The organism is Bacillus sp. EU55, from assembly GCF_038005925.1.
GTDB lineage: Bacteria > Bacillota > Bacilli > Bacillales > Bacillaceae > Bacillus > Bacillus velezensis.
The window spans coordinates 2,372,643-2,390,385 of record NZ_JBBOUE010000001.1; the positions used below are offsets into that span (position 1 = coordinate 2,372,643).

The following is a 17,743-nucleotide window of genomic DNA, read 5'->3' on the forward strand; positions in this document are numbered from 1 at the left end:
TGTATTCCCTGTTTAATCAAAGTGGAATCCTGTTATTTTCTCTTCAGGTATTAGTTGCAGTTCTTTTTATCATAGTCGGGTTGGAATTACTTTCAAAGAAGCAAAAGAGCTATGGATATATCTTCTTTGGAACATCTGTCTTAATACTTACCGTGAACATTATCAAATTCATGATTTAAATAAAATACACTACTCGATCCATGTTTTTCTTTTCGTGGACACATATGCAAAAGCTATTCTAGAGGGAAAACAATAATGGAAAAACACCGCATACATCGCTATACAAAAAAGCTGAGTTAATTGTTATAGTGCTTGAAAAAACAATAAAGCAAGTCCCAGGTCATAATTTATCTCCATTAACTATGTCGTTGATCAATAAACTCACTTGCATATCGGTATAACTCTTTATATGCCGTTTCATTAACTGGAGACTCTATTAATTCTACACCGTTCTTTACAGCAGTATAGGTTTTTCCATCGCTGGGATACGCTTGCCAAATAACCGGAATTTGTTTAAAGTTTGAAAGTTTTTTAGATTTTTTAATTTTTTAAAATTTTTCTCTTTCTGTTATCTTAGAGGCTGCGATGTCTATTATCTCGCCGTATAGAAATGCCCACATATGGAATTCAAATGGAGGATTCCACTTGTAATGAACTTGTAATGATGGAATTCTAACTGATCCTGCTTTTAATTTTGCATTAATATTATATTTGTCTTTTAATAAATCCTTTGTTAGATAAGAGGTGTAAACGCATGCGTCTCCCATTCTTGTCCCAGATTCATCAAAAGCAAAAAATATACTTTCAACAATATTTTTTTTAATAAGCGCTTTATTGTTCATCTTATCCCTCGTAGTCGTTAAAAAAATGATTTTATGTAGACCTAGAAAATTTGTAAGTATTTACTTTTGTTGTAACTTTAGTATACCATGATCATTTTAAGTGATCAATATCTTTTTATTCTTTTTTGTAAATCAACAGCTCATGCAGCTCAATGTCTAAATATGTACAGACTTTGTCCAACAGATCCCTTGGGTACCGCTCCATTTCGTCATGATACAGCTTCCTGACTGTGTTAAAACCATGATCAATATCATTGGACAGCTTTCGAATACTGATATTCTTTTCGTCTAATATCGGCTTTAAATTTGATTTAATCAATTTAACTACCCCACATTCATTATGTATGATCACTTTAAATTATCACCATATGCATAAAAAAGGTCAAGGATATACCTTGACTATGTATTAATCTTACCAATCAAATGAATCTTCATGTTCAAATCCATAAATACCTTTAATCCACACATCTCCGCAGCCTGGATTCTTTGTAATCTCTAACACATGATTACGATTTGCATCTCCCTCTACTCGATCTGCAGCAGTATAGTCGGCATAGTTCCCTACAAACTGCTTTTCACTACGTGGGAATACCCAGCCAGCAAGAGTTATCCTACTGATTTTCATATTTAGAGTACACCCCTCAGCATTGCTAATTGTGAATTTGTAGAAGAGCCAAGTGCGATCATAAGTCCGATCAAAATAATCTGCCATTGAAAAACTCTCTGAATCCTCACTCATGTGAAAATTCACGTTTTTGTAGTCTAATGTAAGCTTCGCCTCAGCACTTGGTGTGTTAAAACTCAATATAAAACCAATACAAATTAAGGTCAGAACGATTAACTTTTTCATTTTCCTCTCCCCCTTATTCCAAATAATACTACATCGGGAGGTGGTTTCCCATTATAATTTTTTCGCAATATTACAGGTATATCTACTTTAATGTCGAAAAACATATATAGCTATGCGAACTATACTGCGGTATTGCTTTTAAGGAGGAAAAACAGTGCGTAATTTTTGGGAAGCAACTGAGGAAGATCCTTATAAACTTGATAGTGTAACTGAAGAGATGATCAAACATACCGGAACAGGTTAAATATCATTCTACCTGAGTCGTACAAGATGCTTATACTTGAACAAAATGGAGGGATGATAAATTATAATGCATTCCCCACAACTGTTCAAAATTCATGGGCAGAAGATCACATTGAGTTTGATTACCTACTAGGGCTAGGTGAAGACCCAGGGATACTAGACAGTTCATACCTAATAAAGGAATGGGATTTACCTGAAAATGTGCTCCTTATCCATGGAGACGGACATACTTGGGTAGCAATGGATTATCGAGAAACAAACTCAAACCCTTCAATTCACTACTTCGATGTGGAGATTGATCAGGATTTCAAATTAGCAAAATCGTTTGATGAATTTTTGTCAAAACTGTATACGCATCATTACGATATGGACACTGAAATAGCTAACAATGAAGGCTCAGAAATTCAAAATGCCTCATTGAGTAATTCTGAGTCAATAACAAGTAAAGAGGTTGCAACAATATTAAAAGAAAAGAACCCTTTGGATATTTATAAGGTGGCATACTACCCCATAAAAGACACAAATGACCTAGAATGGGTCATAAATCAGATTAAAGAGTCATCATATATCTTAAACGAAGAACAAGCTTTTGAGCTAGCAGATTTGCTAATGACAATAGCTACAACGTATGATAACCATATTAAAACAACAATTTTTAAAAACCGTATTGAAGAAATTATAGCCAACTTAAGCGAACAAAAGAATGAAGATGTGGACAATATTTTGACACAAATCAAAGATTTTCTTTAATTTTTTACTTTTTACCCCCTTTCTGTTTGTTTCTTCCTAAAAATATATTTAGATGTTAATTGAAGAAAATACTAACGGAAAGAGGAGAGATATGAAAAATTTAACAAGAATTATGAGTCTTGTTCTGCCACTGCTTCTATTTACCTCATTCGTTCTTCCTAACTTTGCAGAAGCACACACAACAAACAGCAAAGAAAATCATAGTCCAGACATGGTACATACCCCCACTGCTGATATTTCAGATGATGAAGCTGGCTATGAAGAAAAAAACTATGAAGACTATTCAGATGTAATAGAAGATCCTTATTATTCGGATTTAGCTAATGCCCCCGTTTGAAATTTTTTTGATTAACATATCAATACTCATATCCACACCTTTGCATTACTTTTATTTAAGGGGCTTTTAAAAAAAATAAGATTTAGTTGTCCTTACCAAAGAGCAATTTTCCAAAGTCATTGTCTAAAATCTCAATTTCCACATCACTGTCATTATCATCAGTTTCAATTGGTTCATCTACTAATCTTAGGATAAACTCTTCAAAAGAGTTGGCAATAAGGAAAAAGTCTTTATCGGGGTGACTTAATTCATGATCCCAAAACAATATCTTTTCATTATCGATATCCATGCAGATTTCATTCCCGCCTGCGGAGCTTGCGATAGGAATAATATTTCTAGGAAAACGATCAGAATATGTATCGATTGCTTTCTGAAGACTGTTATGATCGTTTGCTAAACCATAAAAATTCTCTAACAATTGTGTATCATCGTCCTTACCCATCCAAGGATCTTTCTCTATAGGTTTGTAGCAAACGTCGTACTCAACTTCATCTGTTGTTTTTTTACTTTCTAAATAACAGCCTCCATATTTCTTCAAAAAGTCCTTATAATCTAAAGGTAATTGATCGCCTATGTTCATTTCAATCTCTTTGAGTTGTTCATTTGTATTAATGCTGGGATCTGTTTTTGCATCAATTGAAAACTCTTTCAACTTTTGTTTGATCTTAGTGAAGCTCATATTAACCCCCTCCGCATTGCACATCTTTAGCAATGAACAATTGCAATACTTTTGTTTAGTTGTCTAAGCTAACTTTCAATGCATCAGCTAGCATGGTGTTAAAATCATCAAATTTGTTCATCAACGTTCCAGAGGGTTTATCAAGCTCCAAATATTCATTCTCAATCACATCCAAGCAATACCAAGCTGTATCTGAATCACCAAAAAACAGGTATTTTTTCGGTTCGTCATTTTCGTGCCATTGTTCATTTGTTTCAATAAAACCATAAACTTCTTCATCATTTTCTTCTTCTAAAAATACTTTATCCAGCCCATAGATTACCAAGCCATTAAAATCTAATCCGTTAACGGTTTGAAGAAATTTTTTATATCCTGAAGGAATTTCATTTATAGGGAACTTGCCTAATACTACTTCATTAAAATTGCTTAATTCTTTGTCTGTAACAGGAGAATTCAATTCATCTCCATACTTTGCTTCAGTTTTTCGAGTTTTCTCTAATAAATTTACCCACATAAAACTGCTCCTAATTTTTATTACTACGCCAAACTCGTAATCGAAGAAAAGTCCCTTAGCAAGAAATTAATCATCAATTGCATTACTTTTGCTTAATCGTCCCAGTCTTCATCTTCTTCCCAGTTTTCTTTCATTCTTTGGAGCTTATCAAAGAAAAATTCAATGAAATTATCCGAAACGACTTCTTGGTAACCAATTACTCTATCCCACGTAAATACAGGACATTCTTTATTTTTCATCTTGTTGGTATCTAGACAATATGCAAAGTAATCAACATCCTCTATTACAACAAGACCTTCGGTTAAGTTATAGTGTTCTTGATACTCGTTGGTATATTCAACAACTGATGGGCCTCCAAAATCATAACCTAGAATATCAATTCCATAAACTCCCCCAGAACCATAGTTCCGCAGAAACCATTTATAGCTCTCCGGAAGTTTCACTTTAAGATCTTGTTCTATTTTAGATATTTTGTCTTCTCCAATTCCTCCTGTGAAATCTCTTTCTTTTGCATTATCATTTAAAAACTGTTCCACTTGCGTGTATAGTTCCATTTTTCCCAACCTCTTTTACTCTGAATATTGAGTGGCTCTCCATTTCCAATATCTCGCTCTAAAATATTCATATTGAACTTTCAATTCTGGATTATTTCTAAAACTCTCTCCATCAGTTTTAAGTTTATGTATGACCTCACTATATTTTGTGTGTAAACTGTTTGGAATTTCAACCATATTTCCAGGTTCCTCCTGAATTAAATGGTGCAAATTGATTTTTGTGCCGTCTTTGGCTTGAGGTGCCTTACCGTCTTTCATTAATTCAAGATTTGTTCGACCTTTACGATCTTTTTGATTAATATCGATATCTTTCATTGTATAAACTCTTCGGCTTACATCTTTGATATTTCCTTTTACTTTCACCTTGCCCTTAACCTCATAAGCACCATACTTTTCTTTATTTAACCAAGGGACATTTACTTTCTGACCAGTAAATGGCTTTCTTGTTTCATCTAATTTTTTAGCAAGCTGAAGCAGCCTGTCTTTTGCGCTCACACCATTGATGACATTATACGGCACACCACCTGCTACAACAACATCTTCTCGCATGACAAACAGTTTAATTGCTGTTAGTGGATCAGGAGTTTCATCAAGTTTTTTAGACACTTTTTTGACTGCAGCTTTTCCGGCTGTTTTCACTCCTATTTTAGCAACTGAACCAGCACCTTTTAAAGCGAAGATGTTGACTGCTGCACATGTAATCCAATGAGCCGTTGATTCTGCGTCTCCGTTCTTTACGTCTCTAACATAGGAGGTTATTATTGCATCTTTAATTGACTTAAGCGTGGAATCATAGTGATAAACTGCAACTGCAGAATTAATAACCATGTCGACAGGATGATTGTGTGCCATATAGTCTAATGTTTCAGCTGTCATATCATAAAGAGCTGTAACAGTACCTTTGGCTCCAGCCATTAGCTCACGTGTGTTTTCAATCTGTGTGAAATATCTTTGTTGTTCTGCTGTCAGATTTTCATACCCAATTGTTTTGGCCATTGAATAGAATTCATCGGCATCTGCATAATCATAATTCTTTAGTCTTTCTTTCAGTTTTTCAATCTCTCGCTCTTTTTCTTCCTTCTTCTTAATCGTCAAATAAGCTTCAGTACGTTTTTCAATCTCGCCTTTTTTCTTATGGATGTCGCTTTCGCGATACGCTTTGGCGTTGTAGTGAAGCGGCGTGGCGCTTTTTCCTTTGCCTGTAGCGTTTTGGAGCTGCTGGAAGTCAGCTTGGATGAACTGTTCATTTGCCTCGGTTTCTGCGTATTCTTTCGTTAGATCATGATCAAGCTTTCCGAGCTTATGTATGGTCTCATCCCGTTTTTTGTCTGCTGAATCCAGCTTTTGATCGACATCTTCTGTAGAGAAAACATCAAGATGAATGATATCGCTTATCTCATTAAGAATATCCCTCAGTTCATTCCGTTGCTCCTGCATGATGGCTTTTGATTTATTTTTCGCATGAATCAGCTCGTGTTCTAAAAAAGACTCTTCCACAAACGAATCGGCCAATCCGGCAACAGCTACTTTTCCAGAAATACTGTTAAGAAAAGCAATTTTCATATCGATCAGATCAAGCCAGCTGTCTGTGACACCGGCGTGATCTTGAAAGAATGCTTTAATATTTTCTGCGCCTTTGCCTGAAAACTCACTGTCGTCTAAGTCAGCCATTCCCTGAAACGCTTTTCTGAGATTGATAAATTGTTCTCTAATCTGATCATATTCTTTTGCCCGCTTTTCTGCGGCTGAAATGAACGAGGCTGCTTCAAATACTTTCATTTACGTCTCCTTTCCACTTGATCTTATCTAAACTTTCTATTCTGAGACATATTTATAATACCCTTGAATTTCCGGCTTCACTTCCCAGTATTTAGTTCCATTTGATGCTACCAACATGTCAAACCATATCTCAAAGTTAGAGTCTAAATATACCGCATCTTCAATGTCATCAATTGAATCTAGATACATCATATATCCTAATCCCTTATTTGATTTGTTTGTGTCAACAACATACCTGCCAGCATAATGATACCCAATTAGGACATATTCCTTAGGGAAGTCTTGAACTTCATTAAATTCAATTATCCCTTCAGTGCTGAGAAGTTCAACACCATTAAACATTTCCATTCCATTGTGACTGAATAGGAACTCTTTATAATCATTAGGCAAAGTTACCCCTAGCTTTTTTCTAAACTGTTAATTTCTTGAGGACTGGCCGGATCTCTGAATTGAAAAGCAGCATCTTCCATGACATGTCCCCCATGTTGGAACATAGGAAAAGTTCCGTATTTAGAAACAGCATCCTTTATTCCATTAAGAGTCATGTGAATTAACTTCCCTTCTGCCATATAAAAACCCTCCTCTAATGTTTAGACCGCTAAATTCTACCACAAAACTGTATTTGAGTGTCTTAAAATGAGAAACCTAATTTACAATATTTGGTTTTATATTTATAATTAGGAAGGTTTGTTCGATATAGAGACAGAACAAACAAATTGGGGGAATTACATTGAAGAAATGGCTGTTAGGTATTGGCGCATTATCTCTAAGCTTTTCTTTGGCTGCGTGTGGATCTGATTCTGCTTCTACAGATAAAACAGATTCAGATAAATCTAAAACAACGCAGCAAGAAGAAAAGGATGCAAAAGAGACAAAGGCAGACACTCAATCAAACGACAAAAGCAATAATGACAACAATGAAAAAGCCGAAAATGCTTCAAAGAAGGATTCGTCGGATAAAAAGGCGTCTGACAAAAAGAAAAAGCTGGTCGATGTAACACTTAACAGAACAGTTGATGGGAATACAATTAAAGTTAACTATAAAGGCGAAGTCAAAACTGTTCGTTATTTACTTGTTGACACGCCTAAAACTAAGAAGCCAAACTCTTGCGTAAAACCATATGGTGAGGATGCTTCAGCAAGAAACAAACAGCTGGTTAACAAGGGAAAACTTCAACTGGAGTTTGATAAAGGAGATCGTACAGACAAGTATGGCAGAATGCTGGCTTACGTTTATGCAGATGGAAAATCAGTACAAGAAACACTGCTTAAAGAAGGATTAGCACGAGTAGCTTATGTATATGAGCCAAACACGAAGTATTTAGACACATATAAGAAAGATGAGCAAGTTGCGAAAGATAAAGACTTGAAGATTTGGAGTAAGCATGGATATGCGACCGATAAAGGATTTAATGGCTGCGTAACGAAACCGAAGAAATCAGTAAGTGTATCTAAGCCGGCTCAAAAGTCAGTTGCAACACACCAATCCGAGACACATAAATCGAACTCAAGCAGTTCAGCATCAAGCAGCTCTTCTAACTCTGCACAAGCCTCCCCTTCTGCTGGAGGAACAGAACACTTTGGAAACTGCACAGAGCTGAGAAAGAAATATCCGCATGGCGTACCAAGCACTCACCCTGCTTATACATCTAAAATGGATCGGGATAATGACAACTTTGCATGTGAGAAGAATTAATTATTTTGAAGCCCTCTGAGGCTTCTTTTTTTATTCGAATACATTCATCTAAACAAAAAACCACAGAGCGTGTGAGGGACTCTGTGGCCTATAGTGGCTGATTAAACCCCTATGATACATCAATTAGGATTTTATCAAAACTTTTCTTTTAAAGATAACATCATCTCTGTCTCAAATAATGCCTGCAGCAGTTCATCTATATTAATTTCGTTCTGTTTGTAATTATTCTTTTCATAAGTACGAATAATTTCTTCATATTCTGATCGATTATCTCCTTTAATGGAGCTAATTCCAAGCTCTTCACCGTATCGGTTAATGAATAGTTGTTTATTCATTTCTTTCGCTTTATCATTTTCATAATTACAAAATGCACCTGACAACTGGACGAGAAAAGTTTCGTCTTCAGAATTTAGGTTATTTTCGTTACACCAGTCTACAAAACGATTTCCAGTCATGTTATCACCTTTAATTTTAGTATTTAAAGAACAAGATAATCTGCAGCAAGGATGATATATTCTACTGCCATGCCAATTGTTTCAGCAACTCCTGCGCCAACTGCACCTTTAATAGCTGGTGGAATTTGTTTTCTTGCCATAGCAGCAACCTCTTTAGGAGCCCCGGTTATATCTTCGAGAACCTTACAAATTTTGTTTGTGTTTTTAATAATCTTGTTTACCGTGGACTTTCCAAACATTGTACCTAAAATGTCTTTTGCCCAAGCATTATTCGCTAGTCCTCTAATAACCTTAATCGCTTCTTTAGCTGCGGCGCTTTTAGCTCCCATAGTACTCATTTGATCTTGTGAGTTACCATTTTCGAGACCTTTTAATTCTTCAGCAGCATCTAAAATGCCTTTTTCTTTTACTGACGGGACTGAGTATTCTTTAGCTAGTTTTTGAAGCTCGGTAGGATTATAAGTAAATTGCACGTCCTGTTTAGAAACACTCGCTTTTTGCACTTCTGAGGCCGAAGCTCCAACAGTAGGGATGGCTATAACGGCTGCAAGCAACATCAAAAGAATTTTAGCAAATAGACTTTTCAATTTGAACTCTCCTTTATCCCTAATTTTATTGTTCAACACATTGACCACAATACCATAAAATACTAACATTTTTTCCTGTTTTTATTATATTCGTTTAAAAAAGGTAAGGCAGCCCTACATTTGAAACTGTTCAGAAATCACTACGGTGATCAAATATTCATTCACAATTTAAGATATTTTTACTACACAAAAAAGACTGTTCTCAAAAACAGTCTTAGATGTTTTTAGAATTAACGTATCCGTTAATTTCTTTAATTCTTATTCTGATTTTTAAACGCCAAGTGCTCAATTCTTTGATCCTTAAAAACTTGACGGATATAGGGAGGCGAATAATTATATTTCCGGCCAATTTCTTTAGGCTCATTTTTTTGTTGAAATCAGATCGTATAGCAGATCAAAGTCTTTTGCTCTCCTCCTCTTTGACAATTCAGAGTAAGAAAGCTTGTCCACTTTTTTTGCCTTAAATAGATTCAGAATACCCCAGTCTGGGATATTAAGTTCCTTTGATATTTCCCCCACCGTTTTAAGTTCTTTGTTTATGGATAAAACCATTATTTTATTTAGTGTTCAAGTTATAGTTGCTCATAAGCGCTGCCATATGAGGATTACATGAACAAAATAAAAACCCTGTTAATTACAGACGGCGTTTAATTAAAAAATGAATACGATTGGAATAAATATTCAAACAATACAATCCTTACAATATATTACGTTATTTTCGTATTCAATGTCAGACAGAATATTGTATGAATACTTCTGTTTTTACAGTAAATACAATAAAGAGGAGGTGCTGTTTTTTTGGAGTTAAAAAACATCGTTCATTCTTACAACATTACAAATATTTTGGGTTATCTCAGACGCTCTCGTCAGGATATGGAGCGGGAAAAAAGAACAGGCGAAGATACGCTAACAGAACAAAATGAACTCATGAATAAAATACTGAAGTCGATTGAAATCCCCTATGAATTAAAAATGGAAATCGGGTCAGGAGAAAGCATTGAGGGCCGCCCTGTTTTTAAAGAATGTCTTAAAGACCTCGAGGAAGGCAAGTACCAGGCAATTGCTGTTAAAGAAATAACAAGACTCAGCCGCGGGAGCTACAGCGATGCGGGACAAATTGTTAACCTTCTTCAAAGCAAGCGATTGATTATCATTACACCATATAAAGTTTATGACCCTCGAAATCCTGCAGACATGCGTCAAATTCGTTTTGAATTGTTTATGGCCAGAGAAGAATTTGAAATGACCAGAGAGCGTATGACAGGCGCTAAATACACATATGCGGCACAAGGGAAATGGATTTCCGGACTAGCGCCTTATGGATACCGGTTAAACAAAAAAACATCCAAACTAGTCCCAGTCGAAGAAAAAGCAAAAGTCGTTCAACTCATCTTTAACATCTTTTTAAATGGGTTGAATGGAAAAGATTATAGTTATACAGCGATTGCTTCTCACTTAACAAAATTACAAATACCGACTCCATCAGGAAAAAAGCGCTGGAATCAATACACAATTAAAGCAATTCTGCAAAACGAAGCGTATATCGGAACTGTTAAATATAAGGTTAGAGAAAAAACAAAAGACGGTAAACGAACAATTAGACCTGAAAAGGAACAAATTGTAGTATCGGATGCACATGTCCCTATAATAGATCAAGAACAATTTCAACAATCACAAGAGAAAATTGCAAACAAAGTCCCCCTGCTGCCTAATAAAAATGCATTGGAATTAAGTGAATTGGCAGGCGTATGCACTTGTTCTAAGTGCGGTGAACCATTATCTAAATACGAAACTAGGAGAACGCGAGAAAACAAAAACGGCACGGAAAGTGTGTATCACGTTAAATCACTCACTTGCAAAAAGAATAAATGCACTTATGTGAGATATAACGATGTTGAAAATGCCATTTTGGATTACCTCTCTTCTTTAAGCAACTTAGATAATAAGACTTTAACAAAACATATCATTTCAATGATTTCTAAATACGAAGACGTAAATAGTAATGTGAAAACAAAGAAGCAAATGTCTGAACATCTTTCACAAAAAGAACAAGAGTTAAAAAACAAAGAGAATTTTATCTTCGAGAAATATGAGAGCGGCATTTACACTGATGAACTTTTTTTGAAAAGAAAAGCTGTTTTAGATGAAGAATTTAAAGAACTCCAGATTGCCAAGCATGAGCTCAATGGAACTCAAGAAGCGAAATCAGAAATAGACAGTAATACAGTCAGAAACAACATAAATAAGATAATTGATCAATATCACATTGAATCAAGCACAGAGAAAAAGAACGCGCTATTAAGAATGGTCTTTAAAGATGTTATCGTTACTATGACACAAAAAAGAAAAGGGCCAAATCCGGCTCAGTTTGAAATCACCCCTATCCTGAGGTTTAATTTTTCGTTTTCGACCTCACCGTCACTGATAGTCCCTCAAAATACAGTAAATATCTTAAAAAACCGATAAAGCCGTTTCCCCGGTAAACACAATGGGAGCTACGAAATTGTTGTCCGAGAAGCTGTTTCATCAGGCAAATCATCATGTTCAAAACCGCGGTACGGTGTTTTGTTCGGTCCGCTTCGGCAATGTGCTCGGTTCACGCGGTTCCGTTATTCCTATTTTATTTGAGCAGTTGATGGCAGGCGGCCCGCTCACCATTACGGATAAAAACATGACGAGGTTTTTTATGTCGATTGATGACGCTGCAACGCTCACCCTGCAATCTGCGGCGATCACAAAGGGCGGAGAAACGTTTATTTTTAAAATGGAGTCCCTGAGGCTCGAAGAACTGCTTCACGGGTTTGAAGAATATGCGTTCCGGCACGGATTGCCGCGCCCCGCCGCTGTTGAAGTGGGAAAACGCCCCGGTGAGAAGCTTCATGAAGAACTGACCTCTCGTCATGAGACGGAATCTTTATATGAATGGGGCAATCTTTACGCAATACTGCCGGAACCCGCCAAACATCCGGAATTTCGGAAGGTCAATCTCCCCAGATATCAATCCGATCAGGCGCCGCTCATCACAAAAGACACAATCGTAAAGATTATTGAACGATTACATGAAGAAAAAAAAACATAGAAAAAAGGCCTGTCTGATAGGCAGGCCTCATTGCTGAGCTCTATTTTTCAAATAAATGCAGACAGGCTTCATAGCCCTCTTCCTTCAGCTTGTCTTTCGGAATAAACCGGAGTGCCGCAGAGTTAATGCAATAACGGAGACCGCTTGGCCCCGGACCGTCATTAAATACGTGGCCTAAGTGGGAATCAGCTGTTTTGCTTCTCACTTCCGTCCGGATCATCCCGTGGCTTGTGTCCAGTTTTTCGTCAACCTCTTCTTCCTCAATCGGTTTTGTAAAACTGGGCCAGCCGCAATGAGAATCAAATTTATCCAGAGAAGTAAACAAGGGCTTTCCCGATACGATATCAACATACAGCCCCTCTTCTTTGTGATCCCAGAATTCATTTTGAAACGGCGGCTCCGTTCCGTTATTTTGCGTGACTTCATATTGCATGCGGTTTAATGATTTGATTTTTTCTTCTTTATTAAAAGCCATCTTATCTGTCCCTCCAATGCTCATCCAGAAAGCCTTGACGTCCGGAACCTACACGGTAGCGCCCGTAATGATCAGGATTTTTCTTATAAAAGTGCTGATGATAGCCTTCCGCTTCATAAAAAGGCTCAGCCTTTAAAATGTCTGTCACGATCGGCTTTTTAAATATGCCGCTTTCTTCAAGCTGTTTTTTTGAGGCTTCAGCGATTTGTTTTTGTTCATCGTTATGGTAATATATCGCCGCCCGATATGAACTTCCGCGGTCTGCAAACTGGCCGCCTGCATCAGTCGGGTCGATCTGCTGCCAAAACAGCTCGACAAGCTTTTCATACGGATAAATGTCAGGTTGGAATGTGATTTGAACGGCTTCTCTGTGTCCGGTCGTTTCACTGCACACTTCTTCGTAAGTCGGATTCTCAGTATGGCCTCCTGTATAGCCGGACACCACCTTTTCAATTCCGGGCTGTTCGTCAAACGGCTTCACCATGCACCAAAAACAGCCGCCTGCAAATGTGGCGATTTCTTTTTTTTCTGACATACGGGTGCCCTCCTTTGTTCATACGTGGTATTATTATATTATAGCATGTATAAACAGAATAAAAATAATTCTGCTTTCAGGGGAAGCTGAACGAATGCCACGCTGACTACATATTGGAGGTTCATGATTTGAAAGTAAGGACACAAATGATGTATGATATGGAAGCTTTGCTTCGAAAAGTGTTTAAACAAATCAGAAATGAAGTTAATGAAATTCTAGATAAAGAGCTGTCCAGGAACGAATTCACCATTTTGCGGATTCTCAGTGAACAAGGGCCTAAAAAAGTAACGGAATTCGCCCCTATTCTTGAGGTCTCCGCAAGCCACATTACCGCAGTGACCGACGCTTTAGTAGAAAAGGAATGGATCACCCGCATCCGTTCTAAAGAGGACAGGCGAATTATCAGAATCCATATTACGGAAGCCGGGGAGAAAATTGTCGATCATTTCAACCAGAAAAAAACAGAATACTTTTTTAAACGGTTTGACTGCTACTCTGATGAAGAGCTTGCAACGTTAATCAAACTGTTCAGCAAGCTAGACAAAAAACGCTGACACGAAAAAACACAAATCCATGAAAGGATCTGTGTTTTTTTTATGAAAACTTATTGTTTCGGATGATAATAGGAAAATTCAATTTCATCCGTGTCGAGATTGATTTTATCCGCTTTTACATACATGCCGTTGTCTAAAGGCATTTCCGACAGACGGATCTCGATGCTTTTATCCCCGGAATGAACGTGCACAAATGACGGGAGTTCATAAAAGCTGTCCATATAATTCAGCACAAAGCTGATCGGCAGACTTAATTCGCCTAATGAAAATTTCGTCACTTTCAAAATCACATCTCCGTTCTCCTGTACGGACGGTTCAAAAGTGACGACCGCGTTAATGGAGGTTGAGAATGCTTTGATTTTACCTGCCACGTGCACATCGTTATTGATGTCCACTTTGTAGTCAAGCTGATTCGATGCCTTCTCTTTTAAGTACGCATTCACAAACCTGGCAAGAGATTCTTTCGAGCTCGTGATATGAAAGCCGTACTCACTTTTTGTCTGATCTTGTATTTTCGCCTGCTCTCCCGGCATAACCAATAATGTCACAATTACCGCGGCGGCAATCACATTGAGTGCGAGAAGAACAAAAAACAGCGATTTCCACTTTTTCATCATTTCACCCTATTCTGCTGGTAACCCTTGTTTTTCAATGATGCCGTACAATCGATCGGCGATAAGTGCATACCCTTTTGCGTTCGGATGAAAATCATCATCCTTTGAAATCCGTCTGCTGCCGCTTTTTTGACTGAACAAGTCTTCAACATTCACCGCGGCGGCGTGGGGATCTTTTTCCAGCTCTTTTGCGGCGATCTTGTTCCAATCCGTTACAACCCCATTAATTTCTTTTAATTCAGGCAGCGTAAACGTGAACGGGTTATACATGCTGACATACACCAGCTCTGCGTTTTCATTATATTTGCGGATTTTTGAAACGATCGCCTTGAATCGTTTTTCAAAAGGTTTCTCTTCCTTTTGGAACGGCTGAACCGTCAGCTGCATCATATTCTGGCGGAGCACCTTCATTAAGTCATTGCCGCCGATGGTAAAAAAGATATAGTCGGCGCTCTTTAATGATTTCTGAACTTTTTTATTATCAAGCTTTTCCAGCAGGTCCGACGTTTTGTCCCCCTGCACCGCATAATTTTTAATATCTACCGTTTTCACATGTCCCTTTTTCTTAAGAGACTCCGCTGCCCTGCCGACGTATCCTGAACCGTCAGGATCTCCTACTCCTTCAGTCAATGAATCACCGACCGCAGCTATGACAATATGATCTTTCGTTTTCGGTTCTTCAGTGTCAGAACCGGTGCGCTGGACAGAACAAGCTGATAAAAGCAAAGCCAGTCCGGCGATCAATGAGAACATTCGCAGCTTCAATCTGGTTGCTCCTTCCCCGTCTACTAGTGGAAAGTGTAACATGTTTTTTCAGATTTGAAAATGTCTAATCTGCCAGTTTACTTGAGCTCCTCAGCCGCTTTGACATCTGACAGGATATCATCATACGGAACTTTCTGCACACCGTCATAATCTTTAAGCACCTTCCCGTCAGGTCCGACTAAATAAAAAGAGGTTTTATGTATGACCTGGTCCTCCCCCTCCGGCTTTTTGACGATTGATTTAAAGCTGTTCAGCGCAAAATCTTCAATGTCCTTTTGGCTGTAACCGGTCAGAAAATCCCAGTTACGAAGCGAAAGCGGATATTTGGAAGCAAATGCTTTCAGCTGTTTCGGCGTATCATTTTCAGGATCTACACTGAACGACACAATCCGCACGTCCAGGTTCTCAGCCTTCAGTTTTTTTTGCAGTTCGGTCATGTGAGCCGTCATCGGCGGACAGACTGAATTACAGTTTGTAAACATAAAATCGGCAATCCAGACATGCCCCTTCAGGCTTTTCAGTGACACTGTTTTTCCGTCTTGGTTTTGATATGAAAACGGTTCAATCTGATAGTTCAGCGGGTCTTTTATCGTTTTTCCCCCGCAGGCGCACAAGAGCAGCAAACAAAAGACGGCAGCGAAGATTTTCATTTTTTTCATTTCCATTCCTCCCATGGATAAAACGCTTACAGCATTCATCATAAAAAAATTCCCGCACCCTCCCTTATCAAAAGGAAGGCGCTAAGGAATATGCACCGTTAAGCGTTATGTTTTAAAATCTCTTGGTTGAAAACGGCCTCGTAATCTTTCCACTTCATACGGCGCTTAACATATTGTCGGAATGAATACACTGTTCTCACACTTTGTGAAGCAAAAACTTCTCTCAAATAAAGCTCAAGGTGCTGATGAATTTGAAAAAAATAATGTTCACCTTCCGTGACAACCGGTATTTCTGTCACTTTTACCTGAATCCCGTCCTGTCGTTTGAACTCTAGGCTTTTGAGTAACAAGATATCAATCCTTCTTTTTCGATTGTTTTCTTTTTATTATATACAATCTAAGAAAGCGTGTCTGTCATTTTGCGCGGCCGTTCTAAAAAAAGTCAGATTAACAGGTGGAACAGATCCTGATCTTTATTCACCTCTACGTAATGAAATCCTTTTTGATTCATCCGGGCAATGAGCGCGCCGTAATCTTCCCGATGCTTAAGCTCAATGCCGACCAATGCGGGGCCGCTGCTTTTGTTATTTTTTTTCGTATATTCAAACCGGGTGATGTCATCATCAGGCCCGAGCACTTCATCAAGGTATTCGCGAAGCGCTCCCGCCCTTTGCGGGAAATTAACGATAAAATAATGCTGCAGCCCCTCATAAATCATGGAGCGCTCCTTCATCTCCTGCATTCTGCCGATGTCGTTATTCCCTCCGCTGACCATGCAGATGACGTTTTTCCCTTTAATCTCTTCCTTGTACAGATCAAGTGCTGACACGGACAATGCCCCCGCCGGCTCCGCTACGATGGCGCATTGATTATATAATTCGAGAATCGTGCTGCACACTTTTCCTTCCGGGACAAGCACAACGTCATCGACGACGGTTTCGAGCGTTTGAAAGGTTTCCGCGCCGATTTTTTTTACGGCCGCCCCATCGACAAATTTATCAATTTTCTCAAGTTCAACCACTTGTCCGGCTTTTTTCGATTCAAAATAGGAGGCTGCGCCCTTCGGCTCTACCGCTATGATTTTTGTATCCGGCGAGATGTTTTTCATGTACGTGCCGAGCCCGGACAGGAGTCCTCCTCCCCCTACGCTTGCAAAAAGAAAATGCGGTTCAACGTCAATGTCATTTAAAATTTCGATGGCAGCCGTTCCCTGTCCGGCCATGACATCGGGATCGTCAAACGGATGAATAAACGTACGGTTTTCTTTTTCACAGCATTCCGCAGAACTCTTATACGCATCATCGAAAGTGTCACCCGTCAATATGATTTCAACAAATTCTTTTCCGAACAATTCCACTTGGGATACTTTCTGTCTCGGTGTGGTTGACGGCATAAAAATCTTGCCGTGAATGCCGAGGTGTTTGCATGAAAACGCAACCCCCTGCGCATGGTTTCCCGCACTTGCGCATACAATTCCGTTTTCAGTCTGCTCTTTTGAGAGCTGCCTCATTTTATTATAAGCCCCTCTGAGCTTAAATGATCTGACCACCTGCAGGTCTTCTCTTTTCAAATAGATGTTGCAGCCATACCTCTCAGAAAGTCTGTCATTCCTCTGCAAAGGCGTATGTATCACAACGTCCTTTACGTTTTGGTGCGCTTTTAAAATGTCTTTTACCTGGATGAGAGAGTCTTCTTTAAGCAACGGTTTCATTTACAGAGTCCTTTCTTATTTAAATCCCTATTTAATATGCCATTATAACATGAATATTCAAACAA

Annotated in this window: 20 protein-coding genes and 3 pseudogenes; 6 read left to right on the forward strand and 17 right to left on the reverse strand. The window is 38.3% G+C overall.

What is annotated here, in order from left to right; all coding sequences use genetic code 11:
* Nucleotides 1-548: 548 nt before the first annotated feature.
* From NYE50_RS12055 to NYE50_RS12065, 3 genes are all read right to left on the reverse strand, one after another.
* Complete coding sequence (locus NYE50_RS12055) at nucleotides 549-842, reverse strand: hypothetical protein (protein WP_223204381.1); 294 nt, start codon at nucleotides 840-842, stop codon at nucleotides 549-551.
* A 115-nt stretch (nucleotides 843-957) separates the two neighbouring features.
* A complete protein-coding gene (locus NYE50_RS12060) occupies nucleotides 958-1,161 on the reverse strand; it encodes a helix-turn-helix domain-containing protein (RefSeq protein WP_159354281.1) in 204 nt (67 codons plus the stop codon).
* 93 nt (nucleotides 1,162-1,254) lie between these two features.
* Entirely contained in the window at nucleotides 1,255-1,692 is a 438-nt protein-coding gene (locus tag NYE50_RS12065) for a hypothetical protein (protein WP_021493959.1), read from the reverse strand.
* Nucleotides 1,693-1,962: 270 nt separating this feature from the next.
* On the opposite strand from NYE50_RS12065, the gene NYE50_RS12070 reads away from it, so the two are divergent.
* Together NYE50_RS12070 and NYE50_RS12075 are read left to right on the forward strand one after the other, a co-directional pair.
* Nucleotides 1,963-2,685, forward strand: coding sequence for an SMI1/KNR4 family protein (locus NYE50_RS12070; RefSeq protein WP_263633366.1), 723 nt, complete (start codon nucleotides 1,963-1,965; stop codon nucleotides 2,683-2,685).
* A 91-nt stretch (nucleotides 2,686-2,776) separates the two neighbouring features.
* Nucleotides 2,777-3,022, forward strand: a complete 246-nt coding sequence (locus tag NYE50_RS12075) for a hypothetical protein (RefSeq protein ID WP_021493961.1) — start codon at nucleotides 2,777-2,779, stop codon at nucleotides 3,020-3,022.
* Between the two features lie 82 nt (nucleotides 3,023-3,104).
* Here NYE50_RS12075 and NYE50_RS12080 read toward each other — a convergent pair whose 3' ends face one another.
* The 5 genes and pseudogenes from NYE50_RS12080 to NYE50_RS12100 form a co-directional block, all read right to left on the reverse strand.
* Nucleotides 3,105-3,701: an SMI1/KNR4 family protein gene (locus NYE50_RS12080; RefSeq protein ID WP_103526828.1), complete on the reverse strand. Its 597-nt coding sequence runs from the start codon at nucleotides 3,699-3,701 to the stop codon at nucleotides 3,105-3,107.
* A 55-nt stretch (nucleotides 3,702-3,756) separates the two neighbouring features.
* Nucleotides 3,757-4,215, reverse strand: coding sequence for a YrhA family protein (locus NYE50_RS12085; RefSeq protein ID WP_109567022.1), 459 nt, complete (start codon nucleotides 4,213-4,215; stop codon nucleotides 3,757-3,759).
* Nucleotides 4,216-4,307: 92 nt separating this feature from the next.
* Nucleotides 4,308-4,769, reverse strand: a complete 462-nt coding sequence (locus tag NYE50_RS12090; protein ID WP_021493964.1) for an SMI1/KNR4 family protein — start codon at nucleotides 4,767-4,769, stop codon at nucleotides 4,308-4,310.
* 15 nt (nucleotides 4,770-4,784) lie between these two features.
* Nucleotides 4,785-6,548: a T7SS effector LXG polymorphic toxin gene (locus tag NYE50_RS12095; RefSeq protein ID WP_159354283.1), complete on the reverse strand. Its 1,764-nt coding sequence runs from the start codon at nucleotides 6,546-6,548 to the stop codon at nucleotides 4,785-4,787.
* 36 nt (nucleotides 6,549-6,584) lie between these two features.
* Nucleotides 6,585-7,018, reverse strand: a pseudogene (locus NYE50_RS12100) (SMI1/KNR4 family protein).
* 260 nt (nucleotides 7,019-7,278) lie between these two features.
* Here NYE50_RS12100 and NYE50_RS12105 point away from each other — a divergent pair.
* Nucleotides 7,279-8,244 (forward strand): thermonuclease family protein, encoded by a 966-nt coding sequence (locus NYE50_RS12105; protein WP_224988093.1) that lies wholly within the window; start codon nucleotides 7,279-7,281, stop codon nucleotides 8,242-8,244.
* Nucleotides 8,245-8,378: 134 nt separating this feature from the next.
* On the opposite strand, the gene NYE50_RS12110 is transcribed toward NYE50_RS12105, so the two are convergent.
* Together NYE50_RS12110 and NYE50_RS12115 are read right to left on the reverse strand one after the other, a co-directional pair.
* Nucleotides 8,379-8,699: a hypothetical protein gene (locus NYE50_RS12110; protein WP_021493967.1), complete on the reverse strand. Its 321-nt coding sequence runs from the start codon at nucleotides 8,697-8,699 to the stop codon at nucleotides 8,379-8,381.
* Between the two features lie 23 nt (nucleotides 8,700-8,722).
* On the reverse strand, nucleotides 8,723-9,355 hold the full coding sequence (locus NYE50_RS12115) for a hypothetical protein (protein WP_050569603.1): 633 nt from the start codon (nucleotides 9,353-9,355) through the stop codon (nucleotides 8,723-8,725).
* A 729-nt stretch (nucleotides 9,356-10,084) separates the two neighbouring features.
* Between NYE50_RS12115 and NYE50_RS12120 the strand changes: the two are divergent.
* A pseudogene (locus NYE50_RS12120) lies at nucleotides 10,085-11,769 on the forward strand (recombinase family protein).
* Nucleotides 11,745-12,365, forward strand: a pseudogene (locus NYE50_RS12125) (polysaccharide biosynthesis protein); the annotation flags it as partial. The pseudogenes NYE50_RS12120 and NYE50_RS12125, both read left to right, overlap by 25 nt.
* A 40-nt stretch (nucleotides 12,366-12,405) precedes the next feature.
* Here NYE50_RS12125 and msrB read toward each other — a convergent pair.
* Nucleotides 12,406-12,840, reverse strand: a complete 435-nt coding sequence (gene msrB / locus NYE50_RS12130; protein ID WP_007409536.1) for a peptide-methionine (R)-S-oxide reductase MsrB — start codon at nucleotides 12,838-12,840, stop codon at nucleotides 12,406-12,408.
* A gap of 1 nt (nucleotide 12,841) precedes the next feature.
* Nucleotides 12,842-13,375 carry a peptide-methionine (S)-S-oxide reductase MsrA gene (gene msrA / locus NYE50_RS12135; RefSeq protein ID WP_003153641.1) on the reverse strand — a complete coding sequence of 178 codons (534 nt, stop codon included), beginning with the start codon at nucleotides 13,373-13,375 and terminating at the stop codon, nucleotides 12,842-12,844.
* 128 nt (nucleotides 13,376-13,503) lie between these two features.
* Here msrA and NYE50_RS12140 point away from each other — a divergent pair, with 128 nt between their 5' ends.
* A complete protein-coding gene (locus NYE50_RS12140) occupies nucleotides 13,504-13,929 on the forward strand; it encodes a MarR family transcriptional regulator (RefSeq protein WP_003153639.1) in 426 nt (141 codons plus the stop codon).
* A 50-nt stretch (nucleotides 13,930-13,979) separates the two neighbouring features.
* Here NYE50_RS12140 and NYE50_RS12145 read toward each other — a convergent pair whose 3' ends face one another.
* The 5 genes from NYE50_RS12145 to ilvA form a co-directional block, all read right to left on the reverse strand.
* The gene (locus tag NYE50_RS12145; protein ID WP_017417998.1) at nucleotides 13,980-14,543 is read right to left on the reverse strand and encodes a YpmS family protein; all 564 of its coding nucleotides are present in this window, start codon (nucleotides 14,541-14,543) and stop codon (nucleotides 13,980-13,982) included.
* 9 nt (nucleotides 14,544-14,552) lie between these two features.
* A complete protein-coding gene (locus tag NYE50_RS12150; protein ID WP_007409534.1) occupies nucleotides 14,553-15,308 on the reverse strand; it encodes an SGNH/GDSL hydrolase family protein in 756 nt (251 codons plus the stop codon).
* A 77-nt stretch (nucleotides 15,309-15,385) separates the two neighbouring features.
* Nucleotides 15,386-15,967, reverse strand: a complete 582-nt coding sequence (locus NYE50_RS12155) for an SCO family protein (RefSeq protein WP_025649778.1) — start codon at nucleotides 15,965-15,967, stop codon at nucleotides 15,386-15,388.
* Between the two features lie 98 nt (nucleotides 15,968-16,065).
* On the reverse strand, nucleotides 16,066-16,317 hold the full coding sequence (locus NYE50_RS12160; RefSeq protein WP_007409532.1) for a DUF2535 family protein: 252 nt from the start codon (nucleotides 16,315-16,317) through the stop codon (nucleotides 16,066-16,068).
* 92 nt (nucleotides 16,318-16,409) lie between these two features.
* Entirely contained in the window at nucleotides 16,410-17,678 is a 1,269-nt protein-coding gene (gene ilvA / locus NYE50_RS12165; protein ID WP_007612085.1) for a threonine ammonia-lyase IlvA, read from the reverse strand.
* Nucleotides 17,679-17,743 lie beyond the last annotated feature (65 nt).

Excerpts from the sequence above, each read along its gene's own strand:
- NYE50_RS12110 (WP_021493967.1), bottom strand. The coding sequence starts at position 8,699 with ATGACTGGAAATCGTTTTGTAGACTGGTGTAACGAAAATAACCTAAAT.
- NYE50_RS12075 (WP_021493961.1), top strand. The coding sequence starts at position 2,777 with ATGAAAAATTTAACAAGAATTATGAGTCTTGTTCTGCCACTGCTTCTA.
- NYE50_RS12085 (WP_109567022.1), bottom strand. The coding sequence starts at position 4,215 with ATGTGGGTAAATTTATTAGAGAAAACTCGAAAAACTGAAGCAAAGTAT.
- NYE50_RS12080 (WP_103526828.1), bottom strand. The coding sequence starts at position 3,701 with ATGAGCTTCACTAAGATCAAACAAAAGTTGAAAGAGTTTTCAATTGAT.
- NYE50_RS12115 (WP_050569603.1), bottom strand. The coding sequence starts at position 9,355 with ATGTTAGTATTTTATGGTATTGTGGTCAATGTGTTGAACAATAAAATT.
- NYE50_RS12065 (WP_021493959.1), bottom strand. The coding sequence starts at position 1,692 with ATGAAAAAGTTAATCGTTCTGACCTTAATTTGTATTGGTTTTATATTG.
- NYE50_RS12145 (WP_017417998.1), bottom strand. The coding sequence starts at position 14,543 with ATGAAAAAGTGGAAATCGCTGTTTTTTGTTCTTCTCGCACTCAATGTG.
- NYE50_RS12090 (WP_021493964.1), bottom strand. The coding sequence starts at position 4,769 with ATGGAACTATACACGCAAGTGGAACAGTTTTTAAATGATAATGCAAAA.
- NYE50_RS12070 (WP_263633366.1), top strand. The coding sequence starts at position 1,963 with ATGCTTATACTTGAACAAAATGGAGGGATGATAAATTATAATGCATTC.
- NYE50_RS12095 (WP_159354283.1), bottom strand. The coding sequence starts at position 6,548 with ATGAAAGTATTTGAAGCAGCCTCGTTCATTTCAGCCGCAGAAAAGCGG.
- NYE50_RS12055 (WP_223204381.1), bottom strand. The coding sequence starts at position 842 with ATGAACAATAAAGCGCTTATTAAAAAAAATATTGTTGAAAGTATATTT.
- msrB (WP_007409536.1), bottom strand. The coding sequence starts at position 12,840 with ATGGCTTTTAATAAAGAAGAAAAAATCAAATCATTAAACCGCATGCAA.
- NYE50_RS12155 (WP_025649778.1), bottom strand. The coding sequence starts at position 15,967 with ATGAAAAAAATGAAAATCTTCGCTGCCGTCTTTTGTTTGCTGCTCTTG.
- msrA (WP_003153641.1), bottom strand. The coding sequence starts at position 13,375 with ATGTCAGAAAAAAAAGAAATCGCCACATTTGCAGGCGGCTGTTTTTGG.
- ilvA (WP_007612085.1), bottom strand. The coding sequence starts at position 17,678 with ATGAAACCGTTGCTTAAAGAAGACTCTCTCATCCAGGTAAAAGACATT.